Origin of the sequence: Pseudomonas sp. COW5 (assembly GCF_026240005.1) — a bacterium.
GTDB lineage: Bacteria > Pseudomonadota > Gammaproteobacteria > Pseudomonadales > Pseudomonadaceae > Aquipseudomonas > Aquipseudomonas kribbensis.
In genome coordinates, this window is sequence record NZ_JAPHVP010000001.1 from 5,625,320 (window position 1) to 5,646,465 (window position 21,146).

Annotated in this window: 21 protein-coding genes and 2 pseudogenes; 12 read left to right on the plus strand and 11 right to left on the minus strand. The window is 59.3% G+C overall.

Annotated elements, in window-relative coordinates; all coding sequences use genetic code 11:
• Positions 1-117: 117 nt before the first annotated feature.
• Complete coding sequence (locus OQ248_RS25600) at positions 118-1,419, minus strand: OprD family porin (protein ID WP_114882842.1); 1,302 nt, start codon at positions 1,417-1,419, stop codon at positions 118-120.
• Positions 1,420-1,780: 361 nt separating this feature from the next.
• On the opposite strand from OQ248_RS25600, the gene OQ248_RS25605 reads away from it, so the two are divergent.
• Together OQ248_RS25605 and OQ248_RS25610 are read left to right on the plus strand one after the other, a co-directional pair.
• Positions 1,781-3,766: a type VI secretion system tip protein VgrG gene (locus OQ248_RS25605; protein WP_265814506.1), complete on the plus strand. Its 1,986-nt coding sequence runs from the start codon at positions 1,781-1,783 to the stop codon at positions 3,764-3,766.
• On the plus strand, positions 3,763-4,320 hold the full coding sequence (locus OQ248_RS25610; RefSeq protein ID WP_265814507.1) for a hypothetical protein: 558 nt from the start codon (positions 3,763-3,765) through the stop codon (positions 4,318-4,320). Before OQ248_RS25605 ends, OQ248_RS25610 begins: the two co-directional genes overlap by 4 nt.
• 59 nt (positions 4,321-4,379) lie before the next feature.
• Here the strand turns inward: OQ248_RS25610 and OQ248_RS25615 are convergent, their stop codons facing one another.
• The gene (locus tag OQ248_RS25615; protein WP_114882838.1) at positions 4,380-4,676 is read right to left on the minus strand and encodes a hypothetical protein; all 297 of its coding nucleotides are present in this window, start codon (positions 4,674-4,676) and stop codon (positions 4,380-4,382) included.
• Between the two features lie 494 nt (positions 4,677-5,170).
• Between OQ248_RS25615 and OQ248_RS25620 the strand changes: the two genes are divergently transcribed.
• Together OQ248_RS25620 and OQ248_RS25625 are read left to right on the plus strand one after the other, a co-directional pair.
• On the plus strand, positions 5,171-5,437 hold the full coding sequence (locus tag OQ248_RS25620; protein ID WP_119426394.1) for a DUF2790 domain-containing protein: 267 nt from the start codon (positions 5,171-5,173) through the stop codon (positions 5,435-5,437).
• 91 nt (positions 5,438-5,528) lie between these two features.
• On the plus strand, positions 5,529-5,927 hold the full coding sequence (locus OQ248_RS25625) for a hypothetical protein (RefSeq protein ID WP_114882834.1): 399 nt from the start codon (positions 5,529-5,531) through the stop codon (positions 5,925-5,927).
• Here OQ248_RS25625 and OQ248_RS25630 read toward each other — a convergent pair.
• Positions 5,924-6,193, minus strand: coding sequence for a DUF1652 domain-containing protein (locus OQ248_RS25630; protein WP_265814508.1), 270 nt, complete (start codon positions 6,191-6,193; stop codon positions 5,924-5,926). The two genes, OQ248_RS25625 and OQ248_RS25630, sit on opposite strands and share 4 nt — an antisense overlap.
• A 371-nt stretch (positions 6,194-6,564) precedes the next feature.
• On the opposite strand from OQ248_RS25630, the gene eco reads away from it, so the two are divergent.
• On the plus strand, positions 6,565-7,050 hold the full coding sequence (eco, locus tag OQ248_RS25635) for a serine protease inhibitor ecotin (protein ID WP_265814509.1): 486 nt from the start codon (positions 6,565-6,567) through the stop codon (positions 7,048-7,050).
• A 20-nt stretch (positions 7,051-7,070) separates the two neighbouring features.
• A complete protein-coding gene (locus OQ248_RS25640; protein ID WP_085709756.1) occupies positions 7,071-7,376 on the plus strand; it encodes an NIPSNAP family protein in 306 nt (101 codons plus the stop codon).
• Between the two features lie 30 nt (positions 7,377-7,406).
• Here OQ248_RS25640 and ilvA read toward each other — a convergent pair.
• Positions 7,407-8,396 (minus strand): annotated as a pseudogene (gene ilvA / locus OQ248_RS25645) (threonine ammonia-lyase, biosynthetic); the annotation flags it as partial.
• 251 nt (positions 8,397-8,647) lie between these two features.
• Between ilvA and OQ248_RS25650 the strand changes: the two are divergent.
• A complete protein-coding gene (locus OQ248_RS25650) occupies positions 8,648-8,986 on the plus strand; it encodes a DUF2834 domain-containing protein (protein ID WP_265814510.1) in 339 nt (112 codons plus the stop codon).
• Here the strand turns inward: OQ248_RS25650 and OQ248_RS25655 are convergent.
• A complete protein-coding gene (locus tag OQ248_RS25655) occupies positions 8,967-9,890 on the minus strand; it encodes a magnesium transporter CorA family protein (RefSeq protein WP_119426398.1) in 924 nt (307 codons plus the stop codon). The two genes, OQ248_RS25650 and OQ248_RS25655, sit on opposite strands and share 20 nt — an antisense overlap.
• A gap of 7 nt (positions 9,891-9,897) precedes the next feature.
• A complete protein-coding gene (locus tag OQ248_RS25660) occupies positions 9,898-11,472 on the minus strand; it encodes a RimK family protein (protein ID WP_265814511.1) in 1,575 nt (524 codons plus the stop codon).
• A 92-nt stretch (positions 11,473-11,564) separates the two neighbouring features.
• On the opposite strand from OQ248_RS25660, the gene rimI reads away from it, so the two are divergent.
• Positions 11,565-12,668 carry a ribosomal protein S18-alanine N-acetyltransferase gene (rimI, locus tag OQ248_RS25665; protein WP_265814512.1) on the plus strand — a complete coding sequence of 368 codons (1,104 nt, stop codon included), beginning with the start codon at positions 11,565-11,567 and terminating at the stop codon, positions 12,666-12,668.
• Positions 12,669-12,673: 5 nt separating this feature from the next.
• Here rimI and OQ248_RS25670 read toward each other — a convergent pair whose 3' ends face one another.
• Both OQ248_RS25670 and OQ248_RS25675 read right to left on the minus strand, forming a co-directional pair.
• On the minus strand, positions 12,674-13,819 hold the full coding sequence (locus tag OQ248_RS25670; RefSeq protein ID WP_265814513.1) for a PQQ-dependent sugar dehydrogenase: 1,146 nt from the start codon (positions 13,817-13,819) through the stop codon (positions 12,674-12,676).
• Positions 13,820-13,868: 49 nt separating this feature from the next.
• Positions 13,869-14,192 carry a hypothetical protein gene (locus tag OQ248_RS25675; protein ID WP_265814514.1) on the minus strand — a complete coding sequence of 108 codons (324 nt, stop codon included), beginning with the start codon at positions 14,190-14,192 and terminating at the stop codon, positions 13,869-13,871.
• Between the two features lie 185 nt (positions 14,193-14,377).
• Here OQ248_RS25675 and OQ248_RS25680 point away from each other — a divergent pair, with 185 nt between their 5' ends.
• Positions 14,378-15,238 (plus strand): Ku protein, encoded by an 861-nt coding sequence (locus OQ248_RS25680; protein ID WP_265814515.1) that lies wholly within the window; start codon positions 14,378-14,380, stop codon positions 15,236-15,238.
• Positions 15,239-15,292: 54 nt separating this feature from the next.
• Here the strand turns inward: OQ248_RS25680 and lpxO are convergent, their stop codons facing one another.
• The 3 genes from lpxO to OQ248_RS25695 form a co-directional block, all read right to left on the minus strand.
• Positions 15,293-16,192 carry a lipid A hydroxylase LpxO gene (lpxO, locus tag OQ248_RS25685; protein ID WP_085708729.1) on the minus strand — a complete coding sequence of 300 codons (900 nt, stop codon included), beginning with the start codon at positions 16,190-16,192 and terminating at the stop codon, positions 15,293-15,295.
• A gap of 572 nt (positions 16,193-16,764) precedes the next feature.
• Positions 16,765-17,241 (minus strand): hypothetical protein, encoded by a 477-nt coding sequence (locus OQ248_RS25690; protein WP_265814516.1) that lies wholly within the window; start codon positions 17,239-17,241, stop codon positions 16,765-16,767.
• Positions 17,242-17,419: 178 nt separating this feature from the next.
• Complete coding sequence (locus tag OQ248_RS25695) at positions 17,420-17,881, minus strand: anti-virulence regulator CigR family protein (RefSeq protein WP_265814517.1); 462 nt, start codon at positions 17,879-17,881, stop codon at positions 17,420-17,422.
• Between the two features lie 103 nt (positions 17,882-17,984).
• On the opposite strand from OQ248_RS25695, the pseudogene OQ248_RS25700 reads away from it, so the two are divergent.
• From OQ248_RS25700 to OQ248_RS25710, 3 genes and pseudogenes are all read left to right on the plus strand, one after another.
• Positions 17,985-18,248: pseudogene (locus OQ248_RS25700) on the plus strand (hypothetical protein); the annotation flags it as partial.
• Positions 18,232-19,818, plus strand: a complete 1,587-nt coding sequence (locus OQ248_RS25705) for an ABC-F family ATPase (protein WP_085731070.1) — start codon at positions 18,232-18,234, stop codon at positions 19,816-19,818. The pseudogene OQ248_RS25700 and the gene OQ248_RS25705, both read left to right, overlap by 17 nt.
• A 139-nt stretch (positions 19,819-19,957) precedes the next feature.
• Positions 19,958-21,145 (plus strand): MFS transporter, encoded by a 1,188-nt coding sequence (locus OQ248_RS25710; RefSeq protein ID WP_265814518.1) that lies wholly within the window; start codon positions 19,958-19,960, stop codon positions 21,143-21,145.
• Position 21,146: the final 1 nt, after the last annotated feature.

The following is a 21,146-nucleotide window of genomic DNA, read 5'->3' on the forward strand; positions in this document are numbered from 1 at the left end:
CGAGCAAGCCCGCTCCCACAGGTTTCCCGGGTGCTCACTAAATTGTGGTCACCCTGAATCCCTGTGGGAGCGGGCTTGCCCGCGAAGGCGTCAGCTCAGACCCCGCCGACCTATGGGTTACAACACCGAAAAGTTGTAGCTCACGATCAACCGGGTCTCATCCACGTCCCGGGCGAACTTCTCGTAGTTCGTCCGATACGTCGCATTACGCAGACGCAGGCTGACGTCCTTGAACGTCCCGCTCTGGATCACGTACTTCAACTCGCTGTCGCGTTCCCACTCTTTGCCTTCCTGATCGCTGCCCGGCACTTTGATGTGATCGCCGTTCACGTAACGGGTCAGGAAGCTCAGGCCGTTGATGCCGATGGCCTTGAAGTCATAGTCGTAACGCAGCTGCCAGGAACGTTCCTGCGCGGCGGCGAAGTCGTTGACCTGCACGTAGTTCACAAGGTACGGATTGCTGCCATCGAGGTACGGCATCGAATTGTCGCCGTTCATACGCTGCCAGCCGGCGCTGAAGGTGTGGCCGCTGATGCCGTAGGACAGCATGCCGCTCAAGGCGCGGTTGTCGATGGAGCCGGCTTTTGCATCGCCGCTGTCGGCGCTTTTCAGTAGTCGCAGATCGGCTTTCAACACACCGTCACCCAGCGGCTGATTGGCCAACAGACCCACGAAGTGCTGGCGATAGATATCTTCCAGTTCGGCGTAGTGATACTGCGCAGTCAGGCGGTCGTTGATCTTGTAGTCGAAGCCGTACATGTCGAAATGATCGGCGGTGGTGTTGCACGCATAGCGCTTGTTCTTGCAGTGCACGCGGATGTCCTGGGAGTCGGTCGAGTCCCGGGCGGTGTACTTGTCCAGGCGTGCGGCCATGAAGGTCAGGTCCTTCACCTCTTTGGAGGTCAGCATCGCGCCGTTGAACATGGTCGGCAGCAGACGGCCGTCGTTGTACTTGAGCAACGGCAGATCCGGCAGCAGCGCGCCGTATTTCAGCACCGTGTCCGAGACTTTCACTTTGGCGGTCAGGCCCATTTTCGCGTACTGACCTTTCGAACCGCGCGGGTTGTCGCCGCTGGACGGCAGCAGGCCGCTGTTGCTGCGGTCGGGACTGGAATCGAGCTGGAAGCCCGCCATGCCCAGCGCATCGATGCCGAAACCTACGGTGCCTTCGGTGTAACCCGATTGCAGATTGAGAATGAAGCCTTGAGCCGACTCTTCGCGCTTGGATGCGCCCTGATCGCTGGAGGTGTGCCCATCACGGAAATCGCGGTTGAAGTACACCGTGCGCGATTCGATCTTCGCCGTGGTGTCTTCGAAGAAACCGCCGGCCTGAGCCTGTGCGGTAAAACCGGCGCACAGCACCAGGGCTCCGAAGCCAAACGACTGGCGCGGGGTGATGAGGGGAAATGGGGGACGCATTGAAAACTCCAACAGAACAACGATTGCGCGGGGGCGCAAACAACCAGAAATAGCTCCCGTCCCGGCACAGTGAAGAGCCGGGAGGAAGTGAACACGCGGGGGTGAGCGCCCATGATGGCAGATGGCTTTGACGTGCTACAGGCGACTTTAGTCTGAAACTGACTGATTGTTCCTGAGCACCAAATCAGGCGGCAGTCTTGGGACTGGCAGCGCCAAGTGCCGGTTTTACTGGATAAAACCGTGGCTCTAAGGGTTTTCCCTATACCTTCGGGGCTGTGCTTCTACGGCATTTGCGCCTTGAACGAGGCCGTTTAATCCTGCACCATCCGCCCACGCTAATCCAAAGGACGGAAATCAAGGCATGCTGGACGCCAACGCTACCCACATTACCCTCACGCTCGAAGGCGCTTCCGCCGACCTGCAAGTCCTCAGCTTCACCGGTCGCGAAGCCCTCAACGAACCGTTCCGTTTCGACCTCGAACTGGTCAGCGCCCGCCCCGACCTCAAGCTCGAAGAACTCCTGCACAAGCCCGGCTGCCTGACCTTCGGCGCCACTGGCGAGGGCAAGATTCATGGTCTGGTGTATCGCATCGAGCAGGGCGATTCCGGCAAGACCCTGACCCGCTACAGCCTGAGTCTGGTGCCACAACTGGCCTACCTGCGGCACAACCATGATCAGCAGATCTTCCAGCAACTGACCGTGCCGAAGATCATCGCCCAAGTGCTCGAAGATCGCGGCATTCTGGCCGATGCCTACAGCTTCCAGCTCAGCGCCGAGTACCCGGAACGCGATTACTGCGTGCAGTACGACGAATCCGACCTGCATTTCATCCAGCGCCTGTGCGAAGAGGAAGGCATTCACTTCCACTTCCAGCACAGCAGCAGCGGCCACAAACTGGTGTTCGGCGACGACCAGACCGTGTTCCGCAAACTGAAACCGGTGAACTACCAGCAAGACTCCGGCATGACCGCCGACAAACCGGTGATCAAGCGCTTCAACTTGCGCCTGGAGACCCGCACCAGCCGCGTCAGCCGTCGCGACTATGATTTCGAGAAACCGAAAATCCTGCCTGAAGGCGCGGCCAAATCCGCATACATGCCAGACCTTGAGGACTACGACTATCCCGGGCGCTTCACCACGCGTGAGCGCGGCAAGTTCCTCTCGACCCGAGCGCTGGAACGCCATCGCAGCGACTACAAACTCGCCGAAGGCAAAGGTGACGAACCGACCTTGACCACGGGCCATTTCCTGACCCTGGCCGAACATCCGCGCGCCGAATGGAACGATATGTGGCTGCTGCTGGAAGTCTTCCACGAAGGCAAGCAACCGCAAGTGCTGGGCGAGAACGTCACCAGCGACGTCACCGACAACAAAAGCGATTTCCACCAGGGCTACCGCAACAGCTTCGTGGCCACTCCGTGGGACGCCCACTACCGCCCTGCCCTCGAACACCCGAAACCGAAAGTCCTCGGCAGCCAGACCGCCATCGTCACCGGTCCCGGCGGCGAAGAGATCCACTGCGATCAGTACGGCCGCGTGAAAGTGCAATTCCACTGGGACCGCGACGGCCAGGCCGACGACAAGACCACCTGCTGGCTGCGCGTCGCCAGCGGCTGGGCCGGCGCGGCCTATGGCGGCATCGCCATCCCGCGCATCGGCATGGAAGTGCTGGTGACCTTCCTTGAAGGCGATCCTGACCAACCGCTGGTCACCGGTTGCCTGTACCACAAGGAAAACGTCGTCCCCTACGACCTGCCGGCAAACAAGACCCGCAGCACCTTCAAGACCCTGAGCTCCCCGGGCGGCAAGGGCTACAACGAATTCCGCATCGAAGACAAGAAAGGCGTGGAGCAGATCTACATCCACGCCCAGCGCGACTGGGACGAAAACATCGAGCACGACCAGAAAATCCGCGTTGGCAACGAACGCCACGACACCGTCGAAGCCAACACCCTGAGCGAATTCAAGGTCGAGGAACACCGCATCACTCACCTGGACCGCAAGAGCGAAATGCGCGCCAACGATCACCTGACCGTGGGCGTGACCCAGCACGTGAAGGTCGGCACCGGGCAGTTCGTCGAGGCGGGCACGGAGATTCACTACCACGCTGGCGACAAAGTCGTGATCGAGGGCGGGATGGAGCTGACGGCCAAGGCTGGCGGCAGCTTCGTCAAGGTCGATGCCGGTGGCGTGACCATCAGCGGTGCCGAGGTGAAGGCCAATACCGGTGGTGCACCGGGTGCCGGCACCGGGATCGCGATTCTGCCGCCGGTCATTCCCGCCCCGGCCGCCAACGACAAGCCTGGCACCGTCGTGTCGCCGAAGCAGGTGGTGAAATCCGCTTGAGGCTCAACGCAGTCTTTGCGGCTGGACTCATCGCTTCAAGCCTTCATGTCGTTGCCGCTCAGCCATCGTTCACGACGGTGGCTGAGTGCGATCTGGCAGGCCCCGACAGCAGACTGTCCTTGCTGCGGGGCCACCCCCTCTCCGACGCTCACGTTTACAAAATCCGTCAGGAACAAGAAACCCGATTCTTGTATGCGGATGCCGATGCTTCTTTCGGTAGTCGTGTTGATTGGCAGTGCGTGCCAACCGGCAAAGGCGCGAATGTCTTTGTGATGACTGGCGAGTTCAGCTCCAACTACCAACAAGGCATTCTGTTTTTTCGGGATACGAACGACAGGCGGATTCACCGCGTGGAGTTCGCGGAGCGAAACCGTCCTCGCTGGGTATTGAGCGGCTCGAAAGGCCCTCAAGTCATTTTCGAGAACGCTGGATATGAGAGCGCCCACAAGTATTTGATTTACGGGCCGGCGGATGCCTATCTGGAAACGGATGAGCTGCCGTTACCTGCGACCGCACAAGGCGAATCGCTGATTGAGTTGAAACCTTATCCTTAGCGTGAACGTTTTAATTCAACAGGGGACCATCGCGTCCCCCGTTGAACGCTGGCGAAATGTCAGGCCGGTGCGGTCCAGTTCAACATTCTCTGTTGGGCTACCTGCAGCAAATCATTGCCATCCTGCGCCAGCAAATACAGCGCATGAGTGATGTGGGGAATGTCCTGGACATCGGCGTGTTTGAAACACAGGCAATGCAGGGTTTCGAGCAGGTCGGCGGCGGCGCGTACGCGCTGGACGGCGGCTTCGAAGATGTCTTGGGGGTTGGCTTCGGTGTCGATGACCAGCGGTGCGCTGTCGGTGACGCCGCTGTTGAGCGGGAGGTAGCGGGCGGAGCTTAGTTTCAGTATTGGCATTGGAATTACTCACGGCAGCTTGAATGTAACCGCCAGCACCGTGACCAAACGATGGGGAGGCGGACTGTGTACAGGCTTGGTCAACCGAGAACCACCCGACTCGGCTCGCCCGAAGGCGACCCTGCACACAGCCGCCACAGCAATGCACTCCACAGACACGAATGTCCGTCGGGCGAATAATGGCACACATGCACAGGTGATTACGTTAGGTGACCAAACCTAAGTCGCTGATTTTGCAGCGACACCAAAACCATAACCGCCCCGCTCCAGCCGCCGGAAGCAGACAAGGCAGCGGTTCCTGTAGGAAGGCGCCGAGAATCCCACGAGAAACAATCCCCCGTCAGACAGCCGGCATTCAGCCGGGTTAACCCTCGCTTAACGCCGTGGTCAAAGACTCTAGTCATCCGCACGCTCTCAGCCGATGCTGACGCCCAGTGCGGCAGGTCTGGCGTGTTTCACGCCGGGCTTTCTATCCGTCGCACGGGAGTTTCTCCATGAACATTCGTCCGTTCCTGCTCACCACCGCCCTCGCCTGTACCGCGTTTGCCGGGCTGGCCCAGGCCAATGACACCACGACCACCAAAGCGGTGCCGTACACCTATGGCATGCCGTTGAATGTGGCCAAAGTGGTCTCGATGACCGAGCAGCCAACCAAGGCCTGCAAAGTGATCGATGCCGACATGAAGTACATCGACACGTCAGGCAAACCCGAGGAAATCACTTACCGGAAAATGTCTGACGCCTGCGACTTCCAGAACTGACAGAAAGCTCTGATTTGCGGCTTTGCGGTAGGCGGGCAAGGGTCTCGAAGGTTATGCTCGGGGCCCCTCCTCACTGCCGCAAGGATTCGCCATGCAGTTGTCGTTTCGCACGTTGTCGACCATCACCTTTTCCCTGTGTTTTCTGTTGGCGCTGGCCTGGGGCCTCGTGCCGCAAGTACTGCTTTCGATCTGGAGCATTGAATACTCCGAGGCAGCAGGATTTGTCGCACGACGCATGGCGGTGCTGTTCGCGGCGTTGGGGGTGATGTTCTATCTGGTGCGCAATGCGCCGGTGTCGATCGCGCGCAATGCAATGAACAACGGTTTTATCGTCGGCTGTTTTGGTCTGGCGGTGCTGGGTTTCGCTGAATGGCTCAACGGCCACGCCGGCCCCGGGATTCTGCTCGCGGTGCTGGTCGAGTTCGCGCTGGGCCTCGGTTTCGTGCAGGCCCGGCGCGTGACGGTCGAACTGGGTGAAACGGTGGGTTAAACCACTTTTGCACGCTGGGTGAATTGATGATTGGCAGCCTGTTGCGCAAGATCGGAGCGCAACCCGGCAATCAGGCCATTGATTTCACGACAACTATTCAAATGACTGGCATCGATGCCACTCACCAGTAGATCCACCTGATCAGTCTTATGATCGCCATATACCTTGACGGTCATCGACAGATCCGTGGACAGCGTGCACTGACAGCGTTTCGGCAGAAAGCTGCTTTCAATGATATTGCGTAGTTCCAAGGCAGACAGAAACATGGCGAACCCTCTCCTTACTGTGAGACTGCCAATCAAGTATTCACATTGACCGTTGCCACTGTTCCCGGCGGGTGTATCCCCGCTGAATCCCTGGGTATGACAAGCGGTTGTACTGCGAAATGCCCATTGGAGTGTAGGCGCACAAACTCGGTGCGCCGCACCAAATCAACGCATAAAACGTGCCTTTCATCGGTTCGCTTTCACCTCCTGCCAAATCAATGACTTGGCGAAAGCACAGGCAAGTGGCCAGTTGCAAAATGCAAGATTCGATCGTGCAGGCACTGCAATTTGCAAGCGGCTGGCGGTTTGCATTCATTGCCCATGGCAGTGAGAATGCCCGTCTACCAACGTACACCCGCCAGGAGGCTTCAATGGGAAATTTCACTGTTTACGCGACGGCCGGCCTGATGCTCGCGAGCATCTCCACCCTCACCCACGCCGCCAAACTCGAAGACACGGCGCCCTACCCCAAAGCCGAAGCGGGCTTCACCCGCCAGGTCATTCACCTGCCGCAGCAGGCCCAGGAAGACAACTTCAAAGTCGAAATCCTTGCCGGCAAGACCCTTGAAGTGGACTGCAACCGCCAGCGCCTGGGCGGCACCCTCGAAGAGAAAAATCTGGAAGGCTGGGGCTATCCGTTTTACCGCCTGGAAAAAGTCAGCGGCCCGATGAGCACGATGATGGCCTGCCCGCCCGGCAGTCAGAAAAAGCGCGCCTTCGTCCCTGTGATCGGTGACGGCTTCACCGTGCGTTACAACAGCAAACTGCCAATCGTGGTTTACGCACCGACGGATGTCGAAGTGCGCTATCGCATCTGGTCGGCTTCGGACAAGGTCGGCACTGCCATCCCCGAGTAACTCGCCAAGGAGCAGCGGCATTGATTACCTGCCACGTCAGATACGTGATTGATCCCTACCAGCTCGACGCCTTCGAAGCCTACGCCAAAACCTGGCTGGGCATCGTCGAACGGCTGGGCGGGACGCATCACGGCTATTTTCTGCCCTCGGAAGGCGCGAGCAACATCGCTTACTGCCTGTTCAGTTTTCCGTCCCTGGCGGATTACGAAAGCTATCGCCACATTGCATTGACCGACCCGGAAAGCACGGCGTTGGTGGCGGATCTGATGGAGAAGAAGTTCATCATCAGCTACGAGCGCAGCTTCCTGCGCCCGTTGTTGCCCTGATAACCCTTACGCCACAATCCCGCCGGCCGCAGCGCGTTCGGCGACGTGGCGCAAGCTGTCAAAGTTGATATTGGCGCCGGAATCGATGGCGATCAGCGTCTGATTCCGTGCGCCGGTCTGCGCCACGTACTTTTTGATGCCCGCGACCGCCAATGCGCCGGAAGGCTCGGTGATCGAGCGGGTATCGTCGTAGATGTTCTTGATCGCCGCGCAGAGCTCGTCGTTGCTGACGGTGATCACTTCATCCACGCAGAAGCGGCAGACCTCAAAGCCATAGGCGCCGATCTGCGCCACTGCCACGCCATCGGCGAAGGTGCCGACGCTGGGCAACACCACTCGCGCATCCGCTTGCAAAGCAGCCTTCAGACAGGCCGAGTGCTCCGACTCCACGCCGATGATCCGCACCTCCGGCCGCAGGTATTTCACATACGCTGCGATACCGGCGATCAACCCGCCGCCGCCCACCGGGACGAAAATGGCGTCCAGAGCGCCCTGATGCTCGCGCAGAATCTCCATTGCAACCGTGCCCTGGCCGGCGATCACATCGGGATCGTCGAACGGCGAGACGAACGTTCGCCCGGTCTGCTGCGCCAGTTGCAGCGCATGGGCCAGGGCAAACGGAAAGCTTTCGCCATGCAACAACGCCTCGGCCCCACGACTGCTGACACCCAGCACTTTCAGCTCAGGTGTTGTTGCCGGCATGACGATGGTCGCAGCAATGCCCAATTCACGCGCCGCCAGCGCTACGCCTTGAGCGTGATTGCCCGCCGATGCCGTGATGACCCCGCGCGCCTTCTGCTCGTCGCTCAGTTGCACCAGTTTGTTGTAGGCACCGCGAATCTTGAAGGAGAACGTCGGTTGCAGATCTTCGCGCTTGAGCAGAATCCGGTTGCCCAGCGCCTCGGACAAGGCCGGCGCGGATTGCAGCGGCGTGCGCACCGCCAGTTCATACACCGGCGCGGCGAGGATCTTTTTCACGTTTTGCTCAAGCAAGGCTTGCTGGTCGGGGCTGTGGCGCATGGTCGTCTCCTGACTTTTTATTCAGAACCCCGGAGACAGAAAGTAAAAACCCGCCTCTAGGGCGGGTTGGGTGCTGCAGTCGTGAGCTAGCCCGCCAAATGAGGAATGGCGGTAATAATGCTTGGCTGGCAGCGCAGTACGGTGGAAGTCATGGCCCCGAAATTAGCTCGGGCGCTGCTGGCAAGTCAATGGCGATTTTTGCGTTGGGTCTGTAGGCTGGTCTTTCGCTCATCTGACCAAGGAAGGAATACATGATGTCCATCGCCCTGCCCCTCACTGCTTTGATCGCCTTCAGTGGCTACACCGTTTCCGTGATGCTGCAAGCCGAACAGTCGCTGATCGACTTCGGTATCAGTCTGATGTCGCGGCCAGACACTGCGCAGGTGGTGATCGATCTTTATCTGTTGGCGACGCTGGCCGGCATCTGGATGTACAAGGATGCGCGCAAGCGCGGGCAGTCGAGTTGGTCGGTGGTGCCGTATCTGTTGCTGACGGCGGTGTTTGTTTCGGTCGGGCCGCTGTTGTACCTGGTGGTCCGGGGCCTGCAGGATCGCAAACGCCCGGCCGCCGTCATTTCGCCAGACGCCTGAGCCCGAACAACATCCCGCCCGCCCCCAACAGCATCGCCGCCAGGAACAATGGGTACGACACCCACCACGGTGTCCCGGCGGTCATCATGCTGAACTCCGACATGCCGCCAATGCTCGCAATCAGGTTGAGCGGCAGAAACACCACGTTGATCAGCGTCAGCTTGCGCAGCAGATTGTTCATGCTGTTGTTCATCAGGTTGCCCCGGGCGTCGATCAGCCCGGAAAACACCGTGGAGTAGATTTCCGCCTGCTTGTAGCACTGGTTGTTTTCGATGATCAGGTCGTCGATCAGGCCAATCGCTTCGCTGCCAAAATGCTGCTTCTCGGCGTGGTTGCGCAGGCGTGTCAGTACCGCGCCGTTGCTGTGCAGGGCGTTGATGTAATAGATCAGGCTTTCGCTGAGGTTGAACATCTGCACCAGATGCTGGTTCTGCATCGAGGCGTTGAATTTTTGCTGTAACTCCCGGGCAACCAGTTTGATCACCTTCAGGTGCCCGAGGTAGTGATGGATGTTGTTGAACAGCAGGTCCAACAACACATCCAGCGGCGTATTGAGCGGCCGGCCCGTGCCGAGACCGTGCAGCGGCGTGTCGTCGGTGGCGATCACCAGCAACTGGCCCGGCGAAAACAGCAAACCGCAGGACGACACCTCGAACGCCAGGCTGCCGCCGCCGGAGTAGTTCTCGGGACGCTTCCAGATCAGAAACAGGTGATCCGGATGAAACTCGATCCGTGACACCTCGTCCGGGTCCAGCGCTGAGGCCAGAGCATGCTCATCCAGTTTGAAGTGACTGTGGAGCAGGTCGCGTTCTGCCGCGTCGGGATCGCTGAACAACATCACCTCGGCATCCAGCCGTTCGACCCGCTGCAGTGCGCCGTGGCTCAGTGCAAAGCTGTTGATCATCGGCCGGTCACCAGGCCTGGCCACGACGTTTGAGTTCCAGGCGCCTCACGAACTCCTCCAGCACCAGCGAATACAGATCGTCTTGCAGGTAAGCGTCTTCGATGCCGGCGTCAAGGTTCGGGTTGTCGTTGACTTCGATGACCACCACCTTGTCGCCGGCCTGTTTCAGGTCGACGCCGTACAAGCCGTCGCCGATCAGGTTGGCGGTCTTTACTGCCAGCTCCACCACCGCACGCGGCGCTTCGTGGATCGCCAGCGTGCGGCATTCGCCGTTGACGTCCTGGCCCTTGGCCTTGTGGTTGTAGATCTGCCAATGGCCCTTGGACATGAAGTACTGGCAGGCAAAGATCGGTTTGCGGTTGAGCACGCCGATGCGCCAGTCGTACTCGGTGTAGAAAAACTCCTGGGCCAGCAACAGCACCGAATGCTCGAACAGTTCGGCGGTGGCTTCGAGCAAGGCCTGTTGGCTCTCGACCTTGATCACGCCACGGGAGAAGCAGCCGTCAGGGATTTTCAGCACTAGCGGGAACCCCAGGCGTTCGCCGACCCGCTCGAAGTCTTCCGGTCGTTCCTTGTAGAGAATTTCCGTGGCGGGCATGCCCAGTTGATGGCTGTTGAGCAAATCAGTGAGATAGACCTTGTTGGTGCAACGCAGGATCGACGTCGGGTCGTCCATCACCACCAGCCCTTCGCTTTCGGCTTTCTTGGCGAAACGGTAAGTGTGATTGTCGACGCTGGTGGTCTCGCGGATCAGCAAGCCGTCGTACTCGGCCAGCCTTGCGTAGTCCTTGCGCTCGATAAGCTCGACATCGATGCCCATGCCCTTGCCGACCCTCACGAAATTCTCCAGCGCCCGGGGGTTGGACGGCGGCAGCGCTTCCTGCGGATCGTGCAGGATGGCCAGGTCATAACGTGCCACTTGCGGCGAACGCGGTACACGCCAGATCTTGCGGCTGAAGCCGTCCAGGGCATTGGCAAACTGGTCTTCCTGATCGTCGCGCAACTTGTGCAGGGCACCGGACTTGATGCCTTCGATGTGCCAACCGTTAGTTCGACGGAATTCAACTAACAGGATCGGGCACGGAAACACTTCAAACAATTGCCGGGCCAGATCCTGCAACGGCTCGATGTGCGTTCTGCCGAAATAAAGTGTCAGCGTAAAACCTTCGGTATCACTGTAGAGGTGATGACTGAGGGCTTTTTCCAGGGTTTTATCCAGGTCATCCAGCGCCAGACCGTAAAGGGATTTGCGGGTCAGTTCACTGATGGTGCGCACCGACGGAATCACCTTGTGCCCCCGGGCTTCGGCCAGCAGCGAGCAGTAATAGCCGTGGCCCAGATACTTGTAGCTGCGGCACAGGTTGATCACCTGAACGCGTTTTCCCGGCTCGCTGTCGGGCGGTTGTTCGAGGTATTCCTGAGCCGTCAGGATGTCTTCGCTGGGAAAGTACGAGGCCCAGTCTTCCTTGCGTTCGACGATGATCAACACTTGACTGGAAGTTCTGATTTGCGGTTTTAAATAAGTTGCCGGTGGCAAACTTTGACTGGATACTTCGCGCCAATGACCCTGTACCGCTGACATAGAAATTGATCCGTTGGAGAACAAGACCTTTTCTATTAAGCACGAACTTTTTCGAAAGTCCCGTTTCGTTACGCAACTTTTACGGCGGTCATATGAACACTGTTTTTCGCTTGGCGACAGTTGATGATTTACCGGCGCTGCTGGCACTGGAAATGCACTGTTTCACCACGGACCGGCTCACTCGCCGCAGCTTCCAATGGATGATTACCCGGGCCCACGGCCAGTTGCTGGTGGCCGAGCGCGAGGGTCATCTGCTGGGTTATGCGCTGGTGCTGTTCCATCGCGGCACGTCGCTTGCGCGGTTGTATTCCATCGCCATTTCCCCCGAAGCCCGGGGCGGTGGCCTGGGCAAGCAGTTGCTGCAGCGCATCGAAGCCTGCGCCCTTGAGCATGACTGCGCTTACCTGCGGCTGGAGGTGCGTACTGACAACCCTGCCGCCATCGCGTTGTACGAACGCAGTGGCTATCGGCGCTTTGCGCTGATTCACGACTACTACGAAGACCACGCGGACGCGTTGCGTCTGGAAAAACGCATCCTGCAACACCACGATTCGCGCAGCATCAAGGTGCCCTATTACCGGCAGACCACCGATTTCACCTGCGGGCCGGCGTGCCTGCTGATGGCCATGGGTGCCTTGCAGGCTGAACGACCGCTGGAACGTCGCGAAGAACTTCAGCTCTGGCGCGAAGCGACCACCGTGTTCATGACCGCCGGCCATGGCGGTTGCAGCCCTCAAGGCCTGGCGTTGGCCGCATGGCGCCGGGGGTTTCGCGTGCGTTTGCAACTGAGCATGACCGGGCCGCTGTTTCTCGACGGCGTGCGCGACGCGCATAAAAAAGACGTCATGCGTCTGGTGCACGACGAGTTCATGGCACAGCTGAACGACACCGACGTTGATCAGATCATCGGCACGACACTGGATTTGCCCCGCCTGCTAAACGCTGGCGGGCAGCCTTTGGTGCTGATCAGCAGTTATCGACTGACCCGCTCCAAATCCCCGCACTGGGTGATCGTCACCGATTGCGACGAGGATTTCGTCTACCTGCACGACCCGGACGTGGATCACAGCCAGCATCGCCAGCCCATGGACTGCCAGCATGTGCCGGTCAGCCATGGGGAGTTCGAGAAGATGTGCCGGTTTGGGCGCGGCAAGTTGCGGGCTGCGGTGGTGCTTTACGCCCGCTCACCCGCATGAAGCATTTATTTGAGTCCGACCTTGTACAGCGAGCCGTCGGACTCGTCCGTCAACAGATACAGATAGCCGTCCGGCCCTTGGCGCACATCACGGATCCGTTGCTTCAGATCTCCCAACAAGCGTTCTTCATGCACCACCTTGTCACCGTCGAACTGCAGACGAATCAGTTCCTGAGTGACCAGCGCCCCGATGAACACGTTGTGCTGCCAGGGCTTGAAACGGTCGCCATCGTAGAACGCCATGCCGGTGACACCCGGTGATTTTTCCCAGACATGGTGCGGGGCGACGGTGCCTTCGACGGTTTTACCCTGGGCTTCAGGAATGGGCTGCATCGAGTAGTTGATGCCGTGGGTTGCCAGCGGCCAGCCGTAGTTCTTGCCGCGCTCGATGATGTTCACCTCGTCGCCGCCACGCGGGCCGTGCTCGTTTTCCCACAATGTGCCGGTCCATGGATTGAGTGCTGCGCCCTGCGGGTTGCGATGACCGTAGGACCAGATTTCCGGACGGACACCGGACTGACCGACAAACGGGTTGTCATCCGGCACCTTGCCGTCGGGGTAGATTCGCACGACCTTGCCTTGCAGCTTGTCCAGATCCTGCGCGGTCGGGCGGTCGTTGTTTTCGCCGAGGGTGATGAACAGGTAGCCGTCACGGTCGAATACCAGCCGCGAGCCGAAGTGATTGCCGACCGACAGCTTCGGTTCCTGACGGAAGATCACGTTGAAGTCCTTCAGGGTTTTCAGGTCGTCCGACAGCCTCCCGCGCCCTACCGCCGTCCCGGCCTTGTCACCGGCACCACCACCCTCGGCGTAGGACAGGTACACCAGCCGATCCTGTTTGAAGTCCGGCGACAGGACCACATCCAGCAACCCACCCTGCCCCTTGGCCCAGACCTTGGGAACGCCATCGATCGGCGCCGACAACGTGCCGTCAGCCCCCACCACCCGCAGATTGCCCGGACGCTCGGTCACCAGCATGCCCTGACGATCCGGCAGGAACGCCAGCGCCCACGGGTGCGCAAGCCCCTGGGTAATCGTCGTGACTTCAAGGGTGCCCTGCTCGCTTTGCAATTCCTTGGGGGCAGCGGCGAATGCCGGGCTGCAGATAACAGCGCCGGCACACAGGCCGGCTAAAAGGGTTTTACGCAACATGCACGATTCCTTTTGTTCGTTTGAAGGGCTGACAGAGCGGTTCTGCCATTCAACGGTTGCTGTCGCCGTCACGGGCGGGTGGGGTGGGAATGAATTTCGGCGGCGTGCTCGGTACCGAACGCAGGGGCTGGCCATTGCCGATGCCGCCGTTCTCGACGGTGGGCTGGCGAGGCGCTGGCACCGTACTCGGCCCGCGGATCACCGGATTGGCGGGCTGCGTGCCCTGCATGCTGTTGGGATTGGCCCGGTGAATCGGGCTGTTGTAGGGGTTGCTGCTGTTGCCGGTCGGACTTTGCGCCAGCAACAGGACATCGGCGTGAACCAGCCCGCAACTGAGGGCCAGCAATGCGATGCCAAGCAGAAAACGGTTCATGGACGGCCTCTCTCGATGCACGTGGAATAGAGCCTTCGAGTCCACGCTACGCCGAGGGTTCGGATTTGTTAACCCGTCATCGCTAAACAAGGTGTAACACCGTTTGACCAGTTACCCATCGGCTGGCAACGGAAACTTTTGCGGCGGGCCACGGGTCACCCGAACATCACTCGGAGAACGGCACCATGGCTCGGGCAATCTGGAAAGGCGCAATCAGTTTCGGTCTGGTGCACATCCCCGTGGCGCTGGTCTCGGCCACCTCGTCCCAGGGCGTGGACTTCGACTGGCTGGACAGCCGCAGCATGGACCCGGTCGGCTATAAACGGGTCAACAAGGTCACCGGAAAGGAAGTCACCAAGGAGCACATCGTCAAAGGTGTGCAGTTCGAAAAAGGCCGGTATGTGGTGCTCAGCGAGGAGGAAATCCGTTCGGCCCACCCGGTCTCGACCCAGACCATCGACATCTTTGCCTTCGTCGACAGCGAGCAGATTCCACTGCAGAACATCGACACGCCCTACTACCTGGCCCCGGACAAACGCGGTGGCAAGGTCTATGCCTTGTTGCGTGAGACCCTGAGCAAAACCAAAAAAGTCGCCCTCGCCCGCGTGGTGTTACACACGCGCCAGTACCTGGCGGCGCTGATGCCGCTGGAGTCGGCGCTGGTGCTGGTCAAACTGCGCTGGCCGCAGGAAGTACGCCGCCTCGATGAACTGGCGCTGGGCAGCGAAGTGACCCAGCCGCAACTGGCGAAAGCCGAACTGGACATGGCCAAACGGCTTGTTGAAGACATGAGTGCTGACTGGAAGCCGGAAGATTACACCGACGAATTTGAAGACAAGATCATGGCCCTGGTGGACAAGAAGGCCCATGAAGGCAAAATCGAGGACGTTGAGACCGTTGATGGCGAAGAAGAACGCAAGTCGGCGGATGTGATCGATCTGACGGAACTGCTCAAGCGCAGTCTTGGCGGGAAATCACCGGCCAAACCGGCGAAGAAGGCCGCGAGCAAGGCCACCCCGGCGAAAAAGACCAAAAAAGCGTCGTGAAAATGAAATCGGGCGACTGTCTTTCAACAGTCGCCCGATTTATCACATCAGTTATCAGATCAGAATGAAGATCGCCAGCAGGCCGCCAAAGATCGCCCACTTTTCCAGGTAGTAGCGCGCACGATTGCGCTTTTTCAGCTCTTTTCCACGCAGGCGGATCTTGTAGATTTTGGTAAACAAACGGTTGATACCGCCGGTGCGGTCGCCCGCATCGTTCGGCGCACCGGCCGCCGACATCACGGTACGGCTGAACCAGCCGTTGAACGCGGCTGCCCAGCGATACTTCATCGGGCGTTCGACGTCGCAGAACAGAATGATGCGGTTCTTGTCGGTGGTGTTTTCGGCGTAGTGAATGTAGGTCTCGTCGAACATCACCGCTTCACCGTCGCGCCAGTGATAGTTCTCGCCATCGACGTTGATGTAGCAACCGGCATCATTCGGCGTTTCCAGGCCCAGGTGATAACGGTAGGAACCGGCATACGGGTCACGGTGACGCACCAGTTTCGAGCCTGGTGGCAGTTCGGCGAACATCGCCGCCTTGATCGAGCCGATGCTCTGCACCAGTTCAGTGGTGCGCGGGCACAGTTGCAGCGCCGACGGGTGGCTGTCGCCGTACCATTTCAGATAAAAGCGTTTCCAGCCGGTCTTGAAGAACGAGTTGAAACCGACGTCGTCGTACTGGTCCGAGCGCTTGATCGCACCGGCACGCAGTAGATTCTGACCCTCCTCGCGGATTTCTTCCCAATGGGCCTGCAACGGGCTCAGATCGGGAAAGTCCTTCGGATCGAGGTAGGGTTTGTTCGGTTTCTTCGAAAACAGGTAAAGGAAGCAGTTGATCGGCGCAAGAAACGTCGAGTGATCGCTCAACTGACGGCCCAGTTTGTGACGCACACGACCACGCAGGTGAACGTATGCAATGGAAATGACATAAATAGCAGCAATGATGAGTTTCACGGAAATCGTCACACGTCAAAAGTGAACAAACTGCGCGCCTGCCAGCCGTTGGCCCAGGGTCTGATGCAGTGGCATGAATACAAATACTGTCCCGGTGGCACTTCCTTGAGCCCTTGCCGTTAGCGGCTATTGGGTGATCGGATGGCATTTTAGCCATACTTTGTAACCAATGGTGAACCTCATCTGTGAAAAACTGTCCGCTGAATCGGCCAAACGGCAGCCGTTGCGATCTCGCGCGCGCCAGCCATACCAGTGACATCAGCGTTACGGCAGATTGAGTTCGACGAAAAGAGTTGGCGGCATTGGGTCAGACGTGGTGCTGACGGCAGCATGAGGCGTTGATTTCCTGGAACCAAACCGAAGCATTCACAAGAGGACTGCAGAGTTTGCCTCTGAATGTTCGTGTGCCTGGCAGGACGATTCAGGATCGGAGCAGATAGGAACCCGGCCACAACAAATGACTGGCCCGGGGGACTGAAGCAGAGTGCGGCAAATGCTGAAGCAAGATACGGATGATCCGCCAGGCCAGAGGTTCAATGAACCCAATCGACCTGACGAATCGTGAACCGCGTTTATTTGGAGGTGGAAAGGCTGGCCTTGCTCAATCCCTTGGTATTGTGATCGCCTGGCGTTGTAGCCGAGATCGCCGTCGCCTTCGACAAGCCCCGTGTCGCTTTAGAATGTGCAACACCTGAAGTCGCTGTACCGTGTCCACGGTCAGCGTTGTGGTCACGTCCCGTGTGCTGACCACTCACACCGTGATCCCGAACGGCCCTGCCTTCATGATCCGCCTCCTGGCCTTCGGCACGACCATTACTGGAAGCGCTGGCCGAATGCCCGGCGCTATCGCCGCTATGCCCGGCACCGCCGACACCACCACCGTGACTGCCGCCACCGCCACCCGCGCCACCGTTACCACCACCATGACCACCGCCATCCTTGGCATAGGCGGAGCCCATGACGGACAGTCCGGCAGGCAGTAACGGCGCCGCAGCAAACATCATTACGCACGACATGACGGCAACGAGGTTTTTACTTTTGAAACGCATGATGGCATCCACAAGGGTTGATTTTACTGCCATCTAGGACGCACTCGGGGACATCGAGTTCAACCCCGAGCGATAAGACAAGGCAGCAATACCTCACATATAAAGTGGGTGAGAACATGTCGCTATTGCTACCCGCGAATCGGTCAGGAAACATCCGAACCCGGCGCTACAAAACGGGCTAATCGAATGCTCCATTCAAGACTTCGTAGATAATCCCACTGGCGATAGCCACCAGAATCAGGTCCGTTCCAGCCTGCTGCCACTCATATCCGTCGTACTGAGGCAACCGGCCGACCAGCCGGCCATCCAGTTTTTTGGCAATACCCGGTGGCAAGGGTTTGCCGCGCGCCAGTTTTTTCTGAATGCCCGGTGGTAGCGCAGGGCCCGGGCTCCAGTAATCCCTGTAACCGTTGAGCACACCCAGGACGCCGCCTCGATCGACAACCGGTGCATTGTCCCAGTCTCCTGAGTTCGCGCCTTTGTTTTTCCCGTCCTGGTTGCCGTGGACCTGGCTGTTCTGCTGTCCGTCCTTTCCATTCCCTTTGCCATGGTCATTTCCCGGGTCAGCCAACGCCGTCACCGAACTTGCCGCCAGGGCCAGGCTGGTAAGAGATGCGACAAGTAAGCGTGCTTTAAACATGGCTGTTCCTCAGTGAAAAAAAATCCCTTGTTGAAACCTAGACGAAATTGCAGGTTTTAGCGCCTGTGCGGAGTGACCGAAGGACGCGCCGTCACCGGCCGGGCTGCAGGTTCGTTATCGTCCGCCATACAACTGCCGCATTACTTATGCGACAATGCGCGCAATGTCTGGCATGAATCCCGCCTTTATTGCCCAACAGCTTGGACGCTGCGTCCAGAGGCTGCTCTCGCCCCACGCCCGCTGGCTCGACGCTGACGGTGACCGTGCCCGGGAAGAAAAAGCTCCAAAATGCCCCAGAAGTGGCCCAAGCGCCAAGTGTGCGGCTCGCAACCCATTGATAGGTAAAGCAATTGATCTCCACAGCTAATATCACGATGCAGTTCGGCGCAAAGCCGTTGTTCGAAAACGTTTCGGTGAAATTCAACAACGGCAACCGTTATGGCTTGATCGGCGCCAATGGTTGCGGCAAGTCGACGTTCATGAAAATCCTCGGTGGCGACCTGGAGCCGTCCGCCGGCCAGGTGATGCTCGAGCCGAACGTGCGCCTCGGTAAACTGCGTCAGGATCAGTTCGCCTACGAAGAATTCACCGTGATCGACACCGTGATCATGGGTCACGAGGAGCTGTGGAAGGTCAAGGCCGAGCGCGATCGCATCTATTCGCTGCCGGAAATGAGCGAAGAAGACGGCATGGCCGTGGCCGAGCTGGAAACCGAGTTCGCCGAGATGGACGGCTACACCGCCGAATCCCGCGCCGGTGAACTGCTGCTGGGCCTGGGCATTCCGCTGGAACAGCATTTCGGCCCGATGACCGAAGTCGCGCCAGGCTGGAAACTGCGTGTCCTGCTGGCTCAGGCCCTGTTCTCCGATCCGGAAGTGCTGTTGCTCGACGAACCGACCAACCACCTGGACATCAACACCATTCGCTGGCTGGAAACGATTTTGACGGCGCGTAACAGCACCATGATCATCATTTCCCACGACCGTCACTTCCTGAACAGCGTCTGCACCCACATGGCCGACCTGGACTACGGCGAGCTGCGTCTGTTCCCGGGCAACTACGACGAGTACATGACCGCGGCGACCCAGTCCCGCGAGCAACTGCTGTCGGACAACGCCAAGAAGAAAGCCCAGATTGCCGAGCTGCAGACGTTCGTCAGCCGCTTCTCGGCCAACGCCTCGAAAGCCAAGCAGGCCACTTCCCGCGCCAAGCAGATCGACAAGATCCAGCTGGCCGAGGTCAAGCCATCGAGCCGCGTGAGCCCGTTCATCCGTTTCGAACAGACCAAGAAGCTGCACCGCCAGGCCGTGACCATCGAGCAGATGTCCAAGGGCTTCGACGGCAAGACCCTGTTCAAGAACTTCAGCTTCACCGTTGAAGCCGGCGAGCGCGTGGCGATTATCGGCCCGAACGGTATCGGCAAGACCACCCTGCTGCGCACCCTGATGGGCGAACTGACCCCGGACGCCGGCACCGTGAAGTGGACCGAAAGCGCGGAGCTGGGCTACTACGCTCAGGACCACGCCCACGACTTCGAAGACGACGTGAGCCTGTTCGACTGGATGGGTCAGTGGACTCAGGGCGAGCAAGTGATTCGTGGCACCCTGGGCCGCATGCTGTTCTCCAACGACGAGATCCTGAAATCGGTGAAGGTCATCTCCGGTGGTGAGCAAGGTCGCATGCTGTTCGGCAAGCTGATCCTGCAAAAGCCGAACGTACTGGTGATGGACGAACCGACCAACCACCTGGACATGGAATCGATCGAGGCGCTGAACCTGGCGCTGGAAAACTACCCGGGCACGCTGATTTTCGTCAGCCACGACCGTGAGTTCGTATCGTCCCTGGCCACGCGCATCATCGAACTAAGCCCGAACGGCGTGACCGACTTCAGCGGCACTTATGACGATTACCTGCGCAGCCAGGGCGTCGTGTTCTGATAGCGGCCTTGAGTCGAAAGCCCCGCCCCATGGCGGGGCTTTTTTATTGCGCCCAGGAAAGATAGTTAGCCTGCTTTCTTTTATTCCAGCGCCAAGCCATGATGCGGACTCTCCCACCGCCGCCCGCGAACGAGCCCTCATGTCTGCGCAGCAACAGCCACCGCAAAGCTCCATGGCGATCACCCTGCAGATCGTCTCCATCGTTTTCTACACCTTTATCGCCTTCCTCTGCATCGGCCTGCCGATTGCAGTGCTGCCCGGTTACGTGCACGAACAGCTGGGCTTCAGCGCCGTCGTTGCGGGTCTGGTGATCGGTTCGCAATACCTGGCCACCCTGCTCAGCCGTCCCATGGCCGGGCGCATGTCGGATACCGTCGGCACCAAACGCGCCATCGTTTACGGCTTGCTGGGGATCGTGCTCAGCGGTGTGCTGACATTCCTGTCGACTGTGCTCCAGGACTTCCCGCTACCAAGCCTGATCATTCTGATTGCCGGGCGTTTGCTGCTCGGGATCGCGCAAGGCCTGATCGGTGTCGGCACCATCAGTTGGTGCATGGGCCAGGTCGGCGCCGAGCACACTGCCCGATCCATCGGCTGGAACGGCATCGCCTCATACGGCGCCATCGCTATCGGTGCACCACTGGGCGTGCTGATGGTGGCCGATTATGGCTTTACCAGCCTCGGCATTGCGCTGTCGGTATTGGCCGCCGGCGCTCTGCTGCTGATTCGCACCAAGCCTTCCGTGCCGGTAGTGCGCGGCGAGCGTTTGCCGTTCTGGGCGGTATTCGGGCGGATCGCGCCGTTCGGTGCCAGTTTGAGCCTGGCCTCGATCGGTTACGGCACCCTGACCACGTTCATCACCCTTTATTACCTCAATCGCGGCTGGACCGGTGCGGCCTACTGCCTGACGGTGTTCGGTGTGTGCTTCATCCTGTCGCGGCTGTTGTTCATTTCCGCCATCGCCCGATTCGGTGGCTTCGCTTCGGCCATCGCCTGCATGAGCATCGAAACCGTCGGGCTGTTGTTGCTGTGGCTCGCACCGTCCACCGGTTACGCACTGATCGGTGCCGGGCTGGCGGGGTTCGGGCTGTCGCTGGTGTACCCGGCGCTGGGGGTTGAAGCCATCAAGCAGGTGCCCAACTCCAGTCGCGGTGCCGGGCTGAGTGCTTACGCGGTGTTTTTCGATCTGGCACTCGCGGTTGCCGGGCCGTTGATGGGCGCGGTGGCATTGAATCTGGGGTATTCGTGGATCTTCCTGTGCGCAGCGCTGTTGTCCGTGACCGGACTGGCGCTGACCTTGTGGCTCAAGCGTCGGGCGATGGCCTGAC

Excerpts from the sequence above, each read along its gene's own strand:
- OQ248_RS25600 (WP_114882842.1), bottom strand. The coding sequence starts at position 1,419 with ATGCGTCCCCCATTTCCCCTCATCACCCCGCGCCAGTCGTTTGGCTTC.
- OQ248_RS25605 (WP_265814506.1), top strand. The coding sequence starts at position 1,781 with ATGCTGGACGCCAACGCTACCCACATTACCCTCACGCTCGAAGGCGCT.
- OQ248_RS25615 (WP_114882838.1), bottom strand. The coding sequence starts at position 4,676 with ATGCCAATACTGAAACTAAGCTCCGCCCGCTACCTCCCGCTCAACAGC.
- OQ248_RS25620 (WP_119426394.1), top strand. The coding sequence starts at position 5,171 with ATGAACATTCGTCCGTTCCTGCTCACCACCGCCCTCGCCTGTACCGCG.
- OQ248_RS25625 (WP_114882834.1), top strand. The coding sequence starts at position 5,529 with ATGCAGTTGTCGTTTCGCACGTTGTCGACCATCACCTTTTCCCTGTGT.
- OQ248_RS25630 (WP_265814508.1), bottom strand. The coding sequence starts at position 6,193 with ATGTTTCTGTCTGCCTTGGAACTACGCAATATCATTGAAAGCAGCTTT.
- eco (WP_265814509.1), top strand. The coding sequence starts at position 6,565 with ATGGGAAATTTCACTGTTTACGCGACGGCCGGCCTGATGCTCGCGAGC.
- OQ248_RS25650 (WP_265814510.1), top strand. The coding sequence starts at position 8,648 with ATGATGTCCATCGCCCTGCCCCTCACTGCTTTGATCGCCTTCAGTGGC.
- OQ248_RS25655 (WP_119426398.1), bottom strand. The coding sequence starts at position 9,890 with ATGATCAACAGCTTTGCACTGAGCCACGGCGCACTGCAGCGGGTCGAA.
- OQ248_RS25660 (WP_265814511.1), bottom strand. The coding sequence starts at position 11,472 with ATGTCAGCGGTACAGGGTCATTGGCGCGAAGTATCCAGTCAAAGTTTG.
- rimI (WP_265814512.1), top strand. The coding sequence starts at position 11,565 with ATGAACACTGTTTTTCGCTTGGCGACAGTTGATGATTTACCGGCGCTG.
- OQ248_RS25670 (WP_265814513.1), bottom strand. The coding sequence starts at position 13,819 with ATGTTGCGTAAAACCCTTTTAGCCGGCCTGTGTGCCGGCGCTGTTATC.
- OQ248_RS25675 (WP_265814514.1), bottom strand. The coding sequence starts at position 14,192 with ATGAACCGTTTTCTGCTTGGCATCGCATTGCTGGCCCTCAGTTGCGGG.
- OQ248_RS25680 (WP_265814515.1), top strand. The coding sequence starts at position 14,378 with ATGGCTCGGGCAATCTGGAAAGGCGCAATCAGTTTCGGTCTGGTGCAC.
- OQ248_RS25690 (WP_265814516.1), bottom strand. The coding sequence starts at position 17,241 with ATGCGTTTCAAAAGTAAAAACCTCGTTGCCGTCATGTCGTGCGTAATG.
- OQ248_RS25695 (WP_265814517.1), bottom strand. The coding sequence starts at position 17,881 with ATGTTTAAAGCACGCTTACTTGTCGCATCTCTTACCAGCCTGGCCCTG.
- OQ248_RS25710 (WP_265814518.1), top strand. The coding sequence starts at position 19,958 with ATGTCTGCGCAGCAACAGCCACCGCAAAGCTCCATGGCGATCACCCTG.